General features: G+C 39.6%; 14 protein-coding genes. 5 read left to right on the top strand and 9 right to left on the bottom strand.

The features are described from left to right. Positions 1-27: 27 nt before the first annotated feature. From DT250_RS21890 to DT250_RS21855, 8 genes are all read right to left on the bottom strand, one after another. A complete protein-coding gene (locus DT250_RS21890; protein ID WP_088609428.1) occupies positions 28-1134 on the bottom strand; it encodes a HAMP domain-containing sensor histidine kinase in 1107 nt (368 codons plus the stop codon). After that, positions 1127-1825, bottom strand: a complete 699-nt coding sequence (locus DT250_RS21885) for a response regulator transcription factor (RefSeq protein ID WP_088609427.1) — start codon at positions 1823-1825, stop codon at positions 1127-1129. Before DT250_RS21885 ends, DT250_RS21890 begins: the two co-directional genes overlap by 8 nt. Positions 1826-2149: 324 nt before the next feature. Then, positions 2150-3256 (bottom strand): o-succinylbenzoate synthase, encoded by a 1107-nt coding sequence (gene menC, locus DT250_RS21880; RefSeq protein WP_097889138.1) that lies wholly within the window; start codon positions 3254-3256, stop codon positions 2150-2152. Continuing rightward, positions 3257-4702 carry an o-succinylbenzoate--CoA ligase gene (locus tag DT250_RS21875; RefSeq protein ID WP_149213701.1) on the bottom strand — a complete coding sequence of 482 codons (1446 nt, stop codon included), beginning with the start codon at positions 4700-4702 and terminating at the stop codon, positions 3257-3259. 254 nt (positions 4703-4956) lie between these two features. Continuing rightward, the gene (gene menB / locus DT250_RS21870) at positions 4957-5775 is read right to left on the bottom strand and encodes a 1,4-dihydroxy-2-naphthoyl-CoA synthase (RefSeq protein ID WP_000963888.1); all 819 of its coding nucleotides are present in this window, start codon (positions 5773-5775) and stop codon (positions 4957-4959) included. 68 nt (positions 5776-5843) lie between these two features. After that, positions 5844-6656 carry a 2-succinyl-6-hydroxy-2,4-cyclohexadiene-1-carboxylate synthase gene (menH, locus tag DT250_RS21865; RefSeq protein ID WP_088609426.1) on the bottom strand — a complete coding sequence of 271 codons (813 nt, stop codon included), beginning with the start codon at positions 6654-6656 and terminating at the stop codon, positions 5844-5846. Beyond that, positions 6653-8407: a 2-succinyl-5-enolpyruvyl-6-hydroxy-3-cyclohexene-1-carboxylic-acid synthase gene (gene menD / locus DT250_RS21860; RefSeq protein ID WP_088064684.1), complete on the bottom strand. Its 1755-nt coding sequence runs from the start codon at positions 8405-8407 to the stop codon at positions 6653-6655. The genes menH and menD overlap by 4 nt, the downstream gene beginning before the upstream one ends. Further along, entirely contained in the window at positions 8404-9798 is a 1395-nt protein-coding gene (locus DT250_RS21855; protein WP_088609425.1) for an isochorismate synthase, read from the bottom strand. The genes menD and DT250_RS21855 overlap by 4 nt, the downstream gene beginning before the upstream one ends. 194 nt (positions 9799-9992) lie before the next feature. Between DT250_RS21855 and DT250_RS21850 the strand changes: the two genes are divergently transcribed. Then, positions 9993-10946: a 1,4-dihydroxy-2-naphthoate polyprenyltransferase gene (locus DT250_RS21850; protein ID WP_060486613.1), complete on the top strand. Its 954-nt coding sequence runs from the start codon at positions 9993-9995 to the stop codon at positions 10944-10946. A 148-nt stretch (positions 10947-11094) separates the two neighbouring features. Then, positions 11095-11826 carry a yteA family sporulation protein gene (locus DT250_RS21845; protein ID WP_048541151.1) on the top strand — a complete coding sequence of 244 codons (732 nt, stop codon included), beginning with the start codon at positions 11095-11097 and terminating at the stop codon, positions 11824-11826. 43 nt (positions 11827-11869) lie between these two features. On the opposite strand, the gene cspD is transcribed toward DT250_RS21845, so the two are convergent. Next, positions 11870-12070, bottom strand: a complete 201-nt coding sequence (gene cspD, locus DT250_RS21840) for a cold-shock protein CspD (RefSeq protein WP_001193052.1) — start codon at positions 12068-12070, stop codon at positions 11870-11872. Positions 12071-12391: 321 nt separating this feature from the next. On the opposite strand from cspD, the gene DT250_RS21835 reads away from it, so the two are divergent. The 3 genes from DT250_RS21835 to DT250_RS32345 all read left to right on the top strand — a co-directional run bounded on the left by DT250_RS21835 (position 12392) and on the right by DT250_RS32345 (position 14281). Next, positions 12392-13174, top strand: a complete 783-nt coding sequence (locus DT250_RS21835) for a TIGR00266 family protein (RefSeq protein WP_001147830.1) — start codon at positions 12392-12394, stop codon at positions 13172-13174. A 173-nt stretch (positions 13175-13347) separates the two neighbouring features. Then, positions 13348-14070 (top strand): lipase family protein, encoded by a 723-nt coding sequence (locus tag DT250_RS21830; RefSeq protein WP_001260119.1) that lies wholly within the window; start codon positions 13348-13350, stop codon positions 14068-14070. A gap of 76 nt (positions 14071-14146) precedes the next feature. Then, positions 14147-14281, top strand: coding sequence for a hypothetical protein (locus DT250_RS32345; RefSeq protein ID WP_254982102.1), 135 nt, complete (start codon positions 14147-14149; stop codon positions 14279-14281). Positions 14282-14324 lie beyond the last annotated feature (43 nt).

Below are 14324 nucleotides of genomic sequence, written 5' to 3'. Positions count from 1 at the left end.
AAAAGTGGGGTAAAGTTTAAATTTTTATTAAATTGCTTCGCTCTCTTCTTTTGGCAATCTCACTTCAAATATCGTTCTAATCACATTACTTTCAGCAGAAATCTTCCCATCATGCTGTTCAACAATATTTTTCGCGATAAACAGTCCAAGGCCTGTACTACCTTGTTGCTCTGACCTTGCTTTATCACCTGTATAAAACATATCAAAAAGATACGGTAAATCTTCTTCCGGAATGCTATCTCCGTAATTAATAATTTGTACGACTACCTCTTCACTCTCAATATATCCGTTCACATCGACAAACTTTCCATCATACCCGTAACGAATCGCGTTCGTTAAAAGATTTTCAAATACCCTCGCTAATAATTTTCCATCACCGCTAATAGGTAAATAAGAATCCATGTTCAATCTCGCTTCTAAACCCTTTTTCTCTAATAACGGATACAATTCTTCCTCTAACTGTATAAGCAATTCACTTATATCAATTGGTCTTTTGTCCAGCTGCAACATCCCATAATTCATTCTCGTAATTTCAAATAATTCATCAATTAAACTTTCCAGCCTTTCGGATTTCGTAAAAGCGATTGTGGAAAAATGTTTAATTTGTTCTTTCGTCAAATTCTCATCTTTAAGAATTAAATCTAAATAACCTAAAACAGATGTTAACGGCGTTCTTAAATCGTGAGCTAAATTAACAATGAGCTGGTCTTTACTACTTTCCGCAAAGTCTCCTCGTTCAACCGCTTCCTTTAATTTTTCACTCGCTACATTTATTTCACGTGCGATATATCCAAACTCATCATTAGATGAAACGCGCACTTCATTTGTAAAATCACCGTTTGCCAAATGATGAATTCCGTTTGAAATCTCATCAAAATATTTTAAATACGGCCTAGTAAGGAAGAAGAAAAACATAATGGATAGAGGAATGAAAATAATCAAAAAGAAATTAACATCCCCAATTTGTCTTACCATGGAACGAAATTGAGCTAACGGATCCTCAAAACGAACGACTAATTTATAATAAATCCGTAATCCTTCATAAATGATATACGTTACACCGCCAGCAAATATCATACTTAACGCAAATAGCATAACCATCTTCGAGCGAAAGCTTCTCATCTTTTTAGCCATTGAAAGTATACCCTACTCCCCAAACTGTTTTTATTAACTTATTCTTTCTTTTATCTTCCCCAAGTTTTTTCCGCAACGTACGAATATGTACCATAACCGTATTTCCGCCTTCATAATAATCATCTGCCCATACTTGCTGAAAAATATTTTCCACATTGTACACTTTCTTCGGATGGCTCGCTAATAAATATAAAATATCAAACTCTTTCGGTGTTAATTCAACTTGTTCTCCGTACACATTCACTGTTCTTCGCTCAGGATCAATAACGACTCCGCCTACCTCTAAAGCAGATTTATTCTCCGCTACTTTGGGCTGATTTAGTGTAAGAAATCGGCGTAATTGTGCATTTACACGTGCGACTAATTCAATCGGTGTAAAAGGTTTCGTCATATAATCATCTGCACCTAATACTAAACCTGTCACCTTATCAAAATCAGACGTTTTCGCACTTAAGAAAATGATTGGCATATGGTGCTTCGCGCGAATTTGGCGCGTCACTTCATAACCATCCATTTTCGGCATCATAATATCTAAAACCACCAAGTCGATTGGCTGCGTTTCAATAATATGAATTGCCTCTTCTCCATCAGCTGCTTTCACGACGTGGTAACCTTCTTTTTCTAAATGTATCTCAATTAAATCAGCAATTTCTGCCTCATCATCCGCTATTAAAATTGAAATGTTCTTCATTTTACTCCCCCTTTACCCCGCTATTTGCGGGCAGTAAGACTCCCACCTCAAAATTCGGGTGAATCAAAGAAGTTAGGTGGAAGATCAACTGCCCATAAAAGCCCGATTGGTTCAACTAATAATCAGTGGGGATGCCCCCACTGATTAAAGTTTCACTTTATACGCTCGATTGTAAACTAGTCTATCCAATTTGTACAATACGAAAAGGTTACTCACAGGAGTAACCTTTGTAAATGAAATTATATCGACGATTATTGAAATATATCGACTTACCGACAATTAACAACAAAATCCTACCGCTATTTGCGGGCATCCTGATTAAATTCACCGCTCCAAAACTATCCGCTGCTTCGTGATTTCCGCCAGCCTTCCTCGATTTACTTCATACTCAGTGTCAACACTTTGCGGTACAATCACCTTTCCGCCCTCAAGCATCACTTCCGGCGAAATAATATCCTTCTCCCAATGTCGGCTAGAGGCAGATATATCACCTGGAATCGTAAAGTTTGGCAGTGAAGCAAGCGCAACATTTTGTGCTCGTGAAATCCCCATCTCTACCATACCACCGCACCAAACTGATATGTTATGCTCCATGCAGTAATCATGAATTTGAATGGATTCTGTTAATCCACCCACTCGCCCTGGTTTAATATTAACGATTCGGCAACTGCCAAGCGTAATCGCAACGCGCGCGTCTTCTAAACTATGGATGCTTTCGTCTAAACAAATCGGCGTTTCCATTTTCTTTTGCAGTTGTGCATGATCAAGAAAATCGTAATCCGCTAGCGGTTGTTCAATCATCATCAATTGAAATTCATCTAATCGTTTCAGTTTCTCCGTATCCGCTAATGTATACGCTGAATTTGCATCAGCCATTAACGGGATGCTTGGAAACTCTTTACGAATTTCTTTCAATAACTCGTAGTCGTGCTCTGGCTTTATTTTCACTTTAAAACGCTCATATCCTTCTTCTGCATACTTCTCGATTTGTTTTAACATAACCGGAATTGTATTGATACCAATCACAACGCCTACTTCAATTTCAGTCCTAGTTCCGCCAAGCAATGTCGCTAATGACTTCTTTTGACGCTTTGTATATAAATCCCAAACAGCCCCTTCAATTCCGGCCTTTGCCATTCTGTTTCTCTTTATATGCTTGAACAACTTTGGTATTTCATTCGGATGAGAAATTTCAGCTTTCAATAAATCCGGTATTAAAAAATCTTGAAGTACATGTAGCGCTGTCTTCACCGTTTCTTCCGTATACCACGGTTCAGAGAACGCAACAACTTCGCCAAATCCAATGTATCCGTCCGTATTTTCTAATTCAATGACGATACTTTCACGCTTTTCATACGTTCCGTAGCTTGCAGCAAACGGGATTACGAGTGGCATTTCCGTTATATGAAGTGTCGCTTTTTTTATTTCCACTTACATCTCCTCCACTAATTGTCTTAACTCTCGTCTTAACAATTTTTTCGAAGCATTTCGTGGTAATTCCTCTAAGAAACACGCTTTCTTCGGCACTTTATATTTCGCTAATTTCTCCTCGCAAAAATGAAGGATTTCTTCTTCTGTTACCTCTCCACTTTTTACAACAAAAGCAGCGGGTACTTGTCCCCATTTATCGTCAGTCATACCGACAACACCGGCTTCCGCTACCATCGGATGAGAAAGCAACACTTCTTCAATTTGAGCCGGATATATATTTTCTCCGCCAGAAATAATTAAATCACTGCGGCGATCTAATACGTATAAAAATCCTTCTCCATCTAAATAACCGAGGTCACCAGTATGAAGCCATCCGTTTTGAATTGTTTCGCGTGTCGCATCTTCACGGTTAAAGTAACCGCCTGTTACGTTTGGTCCTTTTACTACGATCTCGCCTTCTACAAACGGCGGTACTACTACGCCATCTTTTTCAATACGAAGTTGGCACTGAAATAGTGGTTTCCCAGCTGATCCTACTTTCGTTAACATATAATCTGCGGATAACGTACAAATTTGCGAAGACGTTTCTGTCATACCGTACGTTTGATACACAGGAATTCCTTTATCTACACAAGTTTCTAATAACGGTTTCGGCGCTGGTCCTCCGCCAAGTAACATACATCGTAAAGAAGATGGATATGTCTCTTCTCCAAGTCTCTCTAATAAATCAGTTAACATTTTAGAAACGACAGAAATGATCGTAACACCTCTCGTTTGAAGTGCTTTATGAATAAAATCAGCATCATATTTCGGAACGAGTAAAATACGCATTCCGTACATAACATTTTTCATTAAAAGAGATAGCCCGCCAACGTGGAACATTGGCATACAAGCTAACCAGCAATCATCATCACGAAGCCCTAAATTAAGCGAAGAACCGACTGCGCTTGCCCAGTGATTGCCGTACGTTAAAATAACGCCTTTCGGTTTTCCTGTCGTCCCTGACGTATAAATGATTGTCATCGCTTCTTCTAAAGAGAATTCTTCTTGTATAGAGGCTTCCGCCTTCGATCCATTCATCACTTCGGCGAACGAATATACAGGAACATCTTTAGCCTCGAAATCTTGATCCGTCACTAAGCATATAACTTCAGCATCATCCATTTGCCAAAGTAGCTCTTCTCTTGAAAGACGCGTATTTAAAAGCACAGCTACTGCACCTACGTAAGATAGGGCGTGAATAACTGTAATCATCTCCATACCATTTTTCATCAGAACAGCCACCTTTTGCCCACGCTTCACTCCTACATGCGTGAGGTGTTCACAAACAGATACTACTTTTTCATGCAGCTCCATAAAAGTAACCTTTTCATCCTCTATTTCAATTGCAGTGCGATCTGGTGTTAAAAATGCACGTTGCATTAACCAATTTGGCATCGTCTCCATCACTCATTCTCCTTTCATGAAAGAAAGAGACTTGATATGACATCAAGTCTCTTAGTTATTTTGTTTCCGGTTGATCTCATCTAGCTACAGCGGCTAGAACAGTCGGTCGTTTCACGCCTTCCTACGAGGCAAAAAGCGCCTCTTCGTCAGAAGCTCCATCCCCCTCACATTCTAAGCGAGAAAGTAAAAAACACTTTCTGTGCGAAAGAACCTTAGCCTACGAGGCTAAACAGTCGGCTCCGCTTTTGGTTTGATCAAGGGAAACGAGGGAATTGACCGAAGTCCGGACTGCGTTTTTCTTTGAACGCGTCACGACCTTCTTTTGCTTCGTCAGTTGTGTAGTACAATAACGTTGCATCTCCAGCTAGTTGTTGAATACCAGCTAGACCGTCTGTGTCTGCGTTGAATGCAGCTTTTAGGAAACGAAGTGCCATTGGGCTGTTTGCTAAGATTTCTTGTGCCCATTGTACTGTTTCTGCTTCAAGCTCTTCTAATGGTACTACTGTGTTTACTAAGCCCATATCAAGCGCTTCTTGTGCGCTGTATTGACGGCATAGGTACCAAATTTCGCGAGCTTTCTTGTGGCCTACCATACGAGCTAAGTAACCAGCTCCGTATCCACCGTCAAAGCTTCCTACTTTAGGACCAGTTTGTCCGAATACAGCGTTGTCTGCAGCGATTGTTAAGTCACATACGATATGAAGTACGTGTCCACCACCGATTGCATAACCTGCTACCATTGCGATAACTGGTTTAGGAATTGCGCGAATTAGACGTTGTAAGTCTAATACATTTAAACGAGGGATTTGGTCGTCACCTACATATCCACCATGACCGCGAACTTTTTGGTCGCCGCCAGAACAGAATGCACGTCCACCTTCACCTGTTAAAATGATAACGCCAACATTTGCATCATCACGAGCGTGTGCAAAAGCGTTGATTAACTCCATTACCGTTTTAGGACGGAATGCGTTATGTACTTCAGGACGGTTAATCGAAATTTTTGCGATACCATTGTATGTTGAATAAATAATATCTTCGTAATTGCCTTCTTTTACCCATTCAATAGCCATTACAACTACCTCCTTGTATATTTCTGATCTCCTCTATAAGTGTAGCTTCCTTCTTAGATGAAAAAGCATCACTGCATAGTTTTTAGAAATCCCTTTACTATTGTATCAAACTTTTCCGGTTGTTCCACATGAATTGCATGGCCAGCACCATCAATTTTCACAAATTTCGCGTCAGAGATGCATTTTTCGATGTTTTTTAATATGCGAAAGAACTTTTCATCATGCTCCCCGTTCATTAAAAGAACAGGTATTTTTAAGTTTTGCAGCTCGTTCCACCATGAAGGCTGAGCCCCTGTTCCCATGCCGCGCAAGCTATTTGCAATTCCTTTTGGATTGTTAGCAAGTCTTTCTTGTCGCACTGCTTCTTGTGCGTTTTGTGCTAAACGTTTTTGCGTTTCAAACAGCGGAATATTTTCCCACATCGTTACAAAACTATTGATGCCTTCTCGCTCAATTTTATCGGCAAGTCGCTCATCTTTTTCACGACGTTCTTCTCTCTCATCTTCACTTTTGAGCCCAGCTGTACAATTTTCTAACAAAAGGGAATGTACATACTCTGGATATAGACATGCCATCGTAATCGCCAGTCTACCGCCCATTGAATAGCCAAGTATGTGCGCTCTTTCAATATGAAGGTAATCTAATAGTTCTTTCATTTGCAATGCTACATTTCGAATATCATAGTGAGTTACATCTTCAGGACTTTCCGTTTTTCCGTGCCCCACAATGTCTACTAAAATGACTTGAAACTGCTCACTCCAAGAAGGAACGAAGGAACGCCACGTTTCCATGCTTCCCGTAAAACCATGAAGAAGTAGAAGTGGTTCCCCGCTTCCGACTACTTCATATTCATACGATACACCTTGCAGCGTTACGTTCATTTTGATTCACCTTGCAACGATGTAGTAATTACGTCCTGCGTTTTTGCCCACAATTTACGGTGCAATGTTAAGTTTTCATCACGGTTCGTACAAATTTCTACAACGTGTAAACCTTCCGTCGTCGTTCCCTTTTGTACCTCTTCTCGGAATTGCTCCCAACCATTTACACGACTAAATGAACCGCCGTACATTTTGACAACATGCTCATAATCAAGTCCAATTGGCGTTCCAAATAATGATTCAAAATGTTCCTTTTTCTCATATTGTGGTAAGAATGAGAAAATACCGCCACCATCATTGTTTACAACGACAATCGTTATATTTAATTCATGTAATTTTGCGGCTAATAATCCGTTTAAATCGTGATAGAATGATAAATCACCAATAACTAATACGAGCGGATCGCAAATAATGCTCGCTCCTAAAGCTGTCGAAATGATGCCATCAATCCCATTTACACCACGGTTTGCCATCACTTGAATATTTTTATCCGATGTGAAGAAGAATGAATCTGTATCACGAATTGGCATACTATTACTCGCAAATAATGTTGCCCCTTCTGGTAGTACGCGGACGATATCCGTAATAACTTTCCCTTCAAATGCAGTTTCATATGTTTCCATTTCACGAAGCGTTTCCTTCGTTTTTTCGTTTATATGTTGCCACATTCCGAACCAATCATTCTTTTTCATAACTGGCAGTTTTTCTATTAATGCACTGCAAAATGCAATATCACTTGCTTGGACAACTTCTGTCGCAACGAGAGCTGGATCTCTCCATTGTCCAGATTCGTCAACAACGATATGAACAGCTTTCGTCTGTTTTTTGATGAACTGCGTTAATGCTTTCGAAACAGGCATCCCACCAAAACGAATCATAACTTCTGGCTTCCACGTTTCTTTTAACAGCTCATTTCGTAAAAATGTATCGTAACAGTCGATTACCATCGTTTTATCGTGATGTCCGCTACGAATGTTAGAAAGTGGATCCGCTAATATTGGATATCCCGTTTTCTCAGCTAGTTCTGCCGTAAACGCTGCGATTTCTGAATGACTATCATCTCCACAAATAATAAGCCCCTTTTCCATATGTGAAAGGCGCCCTACAAGAGAATCTACATATTCACTCGGCATCATCACGTTCCCTTGCTGAACTACTCCTGTATATTCCCCGCGTCCTTTATCCCATAAACTTTCTAATGAGAAATCTGGGATAAGCGGCTCGCGAACTGGAAAATTAAGATGAACAGGTCCTTGCGGCGCTAGAAGTGCGCTTGCTATCGTGCGCTGCGTCGTCATGCGAGCATAATGATACATCGCTTCACTCGCTTCTGGAAGTGCCATCTCTGTAAATTGCTTCACAAATGTACCGTATAAATTGAATTGATTCATCGCTTGTGGCGCACCAACATCTCTTAATTCATGCGGTCTATCTGCCGTTAAGACGATAAGCGGCACTCGTGAATGAAAAGCTTCACATACAGCTGGATAATAGTTTGCTGCTGCCGTTCCTGACGTACATAATAATGCAACAGGGCGTTTTTTTGCTTTTGCGATACCGAGTGCAAAAAATCCCGCTGATCTTTCATCTACATGTAAATATGTGTTCATTCCTTCATGTTGTTCCATTAGTAGAGCAATCGGTGTTGACCGTGAGCCTGGACTAATGACAACATCACATACATTTAGACGCGTCAGTTCATCCACGAACGCGCCTAAATAATATGATAATGCTTCTATATGATTGTTCATTTCATTAATTCCTCCAAAGCACCAAGCATCGGTCTAAACTTCAAGCTTGTTTCTTCATATTCAAGTTGCGGTACTGAATCAATTACAATCCCGCACCCAGCAAATAAGGATGCTTTCGCGCCATTTAATAATCCGCAGCGAAGTGCAACCGCAAATTCACCATTTCCTTCATCATCTATCCAGCCAATCGGTGCACCATATAACCCTCTGTCTAACAATTCAACATCACGAATCAGTTTCATCGCTTCCAAACGAGGTGTCCCGCCAAGAGCTGGTGTTGGATGTAATTCTTCTACCATTGTCAAAAGACTCGCATCGCCTTTTGCCTCTACAGGCGTATATAAATGAATTAAGTTTTTCGTTGTTAATAAGCCCGGACTTTCCGGAATATTAACGGATTCGCAGTGCTCATTTAGTACTCCTCGAATCATGTTCACAACATAACCGTGTTCAGCTAAATTCTTTTCATCATGAAGAAGCGCATTACTATTTCGTTCACTTTCTTCTATAGATTGACCATGACCAGTTGAACCAGCAAGACACATCGAAGTAAACTTCTCATCTTCTTTGCGAATTAATCTCTCTGGCGTCGCTCCTAAGAAGCATGCTCCTTTATAATCAAAAGAAAATACGTAACAATCTGGTTGCCCAATGCGAAGTGCTTCTAAAACAAGAGCAGAATCAATATGATGATCCATTTCTACTTTTAGCTCCCTCGCTAATACAACCTTCTGCACGTTCCCCTGCTTCATCTCATCCTGCACTTTCTCAATGGCCTTCATCCAGCCTTGCGGATCTACTTCTACTTTAGAAGTAACTGTTAATTTCGATCCTTCGAGTGCACATTTACTCTCCCAAAAAATTTTCTCTTCTAAAGAAACAATTTCGTTATAAAGAGTTTCTGCACAATCAGTTGCTGAAACGAATGTATTCATTGTTAACCATGCTTTTTCATTTTTTACAGTTAATAAAAATGCTGGTAGTGAAAATGTCGTATCATCAAATTCTTTCCATAAGTCGGTTTTCTCTTTTTCTTGGTCAAATGAAAATCCACCAAATAAAAGAGGACCTGTTCCAAATTCGTATCTTTCTCTTTGTACAAATGCTTTCTCTTTTACTTTATCCCACTCGTCACGAGCCGTTTGAAAGCGTTTGTGAGAAGAAGTTGCTATAGTGAAAACAGAGCCAATTCCAGCAAATATTACATGCTGAGCTGGGTCTGCAAAATAACATCTATTTTCGAATGAGATCCTTTTTCCTGCTGCATAAAACAGAAGCGGATCTATCCAGTCTATTTGTTTTACGAAGCTCACCAATATTTTTTCATCAGTTGCACGCTTAATGGCTGCACTAAGAACTTCTTGCAAGCCTATTTGTTTCGTTTGAATCACAATTGTCTCCCCCCTATGGGCGAAAAATAGTCATAATTACGCTTGATTTTAAGATACACCTCAAACGAAAGGCCTGTCAACGTTTAGCATTTCTGAGAAATTCACCTTCTCTTCCTAGAAAATAAACGTTGACACTAAATGATGCTTTTTCTACACTTAGTTGTGTACAATATGTGACCAAAGGAGGATTCAACATGGAAATGAACGTCGAAACGAATTCCTCTCCTACGGCGCCAAAGCCAAGTAAGCAAACCGGCTGGCGCATTTGGTGGAGTTTACTACGTCCCCATACATTAACAGCAGCTTTCGTTCCTGTTTTCATCGGAACAGCCTATGCGATGCAGGTCGGAGGTATAAATCAAATACATCTCCCTCTTTTCCTTATGATGCTTCTCGCTTGTCTTCTCATTCAAGCAGCAACAAACATGTTTAATGAATACTTTGATTATAAAAGAGGACTCGATCACGAAGGGTCAGTTGGTATCGGCGGCGCTATCGTTCGCGATGGCATTCAGCCAAAAACGGTGCTTAACTTAGCATTTGGATTTTTCGGGATCGCAATACTATTAGGTGTTTATATTTGTATGAATTCTAGCTGGTGGCTTGCTGCAATCGGTCTTGTTTGTATGGCCGTTGCTTACCTTTATACAGGTGGCCCACTTCCAATTGCATATACACCATTTGGAGAGTTAACAGCCGGATTATTTATGGGTGTCATTATTATTGGAATTTCATTCTTTATTCAAACTGGAACTGTAACATCAGAAGTCGTTTTACTATCTATTCCAAGCTCCATTTTAATTGGTGCCATTTTACTAGCTAATAACATTCGTGACTTAGATGGCGATAAAGAAAACGGTCGTAAAACGTTAGCAATTCTCGTTGGACGCGAAAGAGCCGTTGGTGTACTCGCTTCTATGTTCATCGTTTCTTATATTTGGACAATCGCTCTAATTATCGTTAACATCGTATCACCATGGATGCTTATCGTATTTTTAAGTGCACCGAAAGCATTGAAAGCGACGAAAGGCTTTATCGGCAAAAGTATTCCAATGGAAATGGTACCTGCGATGATTGCAACAGCAAAAACAAATACAATCTTCGGTCTCCTCATGGGAATCGGATTATTGCTTGGATATTTCCTATAAAGTGAAACTTTAATCAACTGCCCGTTAATGCGGGATAAAAAGGAGCTGCTGACGTGGCTCCTTTTTCATATACCAATCTCAGCTCATAATTCCTACTCTCAACGCTCATACTATGTAAAGAAACTGAATTGTAGGAAGGTGGACGACTATGTTAACTCCACAACAAATAAATCAATTTAAATCTATTTTAGAAAAACAACAGCAAGAAGTTGAACAAACAATACAAACTCATGAGAATACAGATCGTGCTTCTGAACGCGATTCTGTTGGAGAATTATCTAGCTATGACAATCATCCAGGTGATATGGCTACAGAATTGTACGAACGTGAGAAAGATTTCGGGCTCATCGAATTTTGGCATAAGCAGCTAGAAGATACAAAACATGCCCTGCAAAAAATTGAAGAAGGTACGTATGGAATTTGCGAAGTATCTGGCGAAGAAATTCCGTTTGAAAGATTAGAGGCAATGCCAACCGCTACAACATGTATTCAGCACACTACAAATAAATTAAATATGAACACGCGACCAGTTGAAGAAGAGGTGTTGGCTCCTTCTTTTCACAAGCACGACGAAGATCATTCTGTAGAATACGATGCTGAAGATGCATGGCAAGATGTCGCAAATTATGGGACATCGGAAACACCGTCCGATTTAGAAAGACAGGATTCCAAAAACTATAATGGCATGTACGTAAATAGTGAAGAAAATGTTGGGTATGTAGAGGATTTCGAAAATTTTATAGGAACAGACATGTATGGCAAAAATCCTCAAGTTTTCGCCACAGAAGAACATGAAGAGTATGAACAAATGCTTGATGACTTTGAAGAGCGTACTTTCAAAGGCGAGTTATCTTCAAATGAATCTAGCTCCAAAGAATAAAAAAAGCATTCCGAAATTCGGAATGCTTTTTTTCGCTAGCTAATTAGTTTTTTGTAACGTTAGCTGCTTGTGGTCCGCGGTTTCCTTCAACGATTTCGAAAGAAACTTCTTGACCTTCTTCTAAAGTTTTGAAGCCGTCGCCTTGGATAGCTGAGAAATGTACGAATACGTCTTCTCCGCCTTCAACTTCGATGAAGCCAAAACCTTTTTCGCCGTTAAACCATTTAACTTTACCTGTTTGCATGTCATGTACCTCCTAAATAAAAATGAAACTATGAATCCACATGAAAAGGTGGATATAAAGGACATGAATGTATAACAAGCTTACAGCCTTTAATACAACGTGCTTTATTTCCGTACCACATTATGTAGCTCAATAGTATTTTCACTATATCATGCTATGTCAAAAACGTCAAATGAGAACACTTTCAACCCATCGTTTTTTATAATCCTAGTATAACCTTAAATTTTCATTCTATTTTTATTCAAAAATTAACAAATCTACAGTATTCTAATTCCTTTGATTTCTGTACAATATAATTACTACATATGATGAGGTGAAAAAATGCAAGCACATGAAATCGAGTATAAATTATATGGCGATGATATGCAGTTTGTTGAAATTGAATTAGATCCAGAAGAAAGCGTTATCGCAGAGGCTGGCGCAATGATGATGATGGAAGATCATATCGAAATGGAAACCATTTTCGGTGATGGTTCTGGCCCATCTAGTGGTCTATTCGGTAAATTAATGGGCGCTGGTAAGCGTCTTGTTACAGGTGAAAGTATGTTTATGACTGTCTTTACAAATACAGGTCATGGCAAGCGCCACGTATCATTCGCCGCTCCTTATCCAGGAAAAATCATCCCTGTTGATTTAACACAATATCAAGGGAAAGTCGTTTGTCAAAAAGACGCGTTTCTTTGTGCAGCAAAGGGCGTTTCTATCGGAATTGAGTTTACGAAAAAAATTGGAACTGGTTTCTTCGGTGGTGAAGGTTTCATCATGCAGAAACTTGAAGGTGATGGACTCGCTTTCATGCATGCAGGAGGAACTGTATATAAGCGTGAATTAAAACCTGGCGAAAGACTTCGCATCGATACAGGTTGTCTCGTTGCCATGACAAAAGACGTTAACTACGATATCGAGTTCGTTGGAAAAGTAAAAACAGCTCTATTTGGCGGCGAAGGCTTATTCTTCGCAACGTTAGAAGGTCCTGGAACGGTTTGGATTCAGTCCTTAACACTTAGCCGTTTAGCAGCACGTCTTACAAGCCCAGCAGCTCAAAACAGCGGTGAAGGCAGCGTCTTAGGCGGACTTGGACGTTTATTAGATGGAAAAGAGTAAACAGTGCCCTTATAGGGTGCTGTTTTATTTTGGCATGATTCGTCCATAAGTCGCTATAATTTCATCCACTAATTTATATACGCGATACAAACTATTTGCCCCCTCCAAAAGAATGAATCAAGTCCCTCACTGCATATATTGAACTATACCTTTTCTTAAGGAGGGCTTCCTTAATGCGTACTCCTTTATCCTTCGATAAAGATACCGCCATATTGTTAGCTTCTTGTTGTGAGTTAACGTATGAACAATATAAACAAAATGGGATTTTCGAAATACCGGATGGTTTTCAATATGTACAAGGCTTTCAAGGAAAAACCATTCAAACGACAGAATGGTTCGGATTCATACTAGAATCTGAGGATACGATTATTGTAGCTTTTCGCGGAACACAAACAGATACAGACTGGATTATCGATTCACTCGTTAACCAAAAACCATACCCATATGCTTTAAACAGCGGAAATGTCCATAACGGCTTTCTTTCCATTTATGAATCTTGCCGAGATTCTATTATGGATATGCTCGTATCACTACCAGCCCATAAAAAACTCCTTGCAACAGGTCATAGCTTAGGCGGCGCGCTCGCCACACTACATATACTCGATGCGCGTATCAACACCGCCTTCGCACAGTACGGTCTTTATACATTTGCCTCTCCCAAAGTGGGCGATATTGCATTTCGTAATTATTATAAACTACAAGTAGCTAGTAGCTTTCGCTTCGTTAATCTATTTGATGTCGTTCCTCTTCTCCCTCCGCGCAATGTCCATTTTAATGACCAAGACTGGGAATATGCACACGTTCATCACAACATGACATTTACAAAAAACACAAAATCTATTACAAATAATCATGCCATGACAACATACAAAACATGTCTGACTTCTCATTTTTAACCAGGTAATGATTGGAAACCCTATATCCTTATACTATAATAATATATGAAGTTATTTTTGGATGAGGGGACCTTACATGCTAAAATTTATCTTTGCACTTTTTCTCATTGTAATTTTTACGTTTACAGGTTTCTTTACATTTTCATACTTTGCGACGGGAGAATATGGTGGAACAGGTATCATATATACCACTATCCCATTTCTTTCTTAAGCAAAAAAAGAAAACCGAGCTTAATGAGATTAAGCTCGGTTTT

This window comes from Bacillus sp. AR2-1 (assembly GCF_008368755.1).
GTDB lineage: Bacteria > Bacillota > Bacilli > Bacillales > Bacillaceae_G > Bacillus_A > Bacillus_A wiedmannii.
This window is presented reverse-complemented; position numbering and strand designations above follow the sequence as displayed.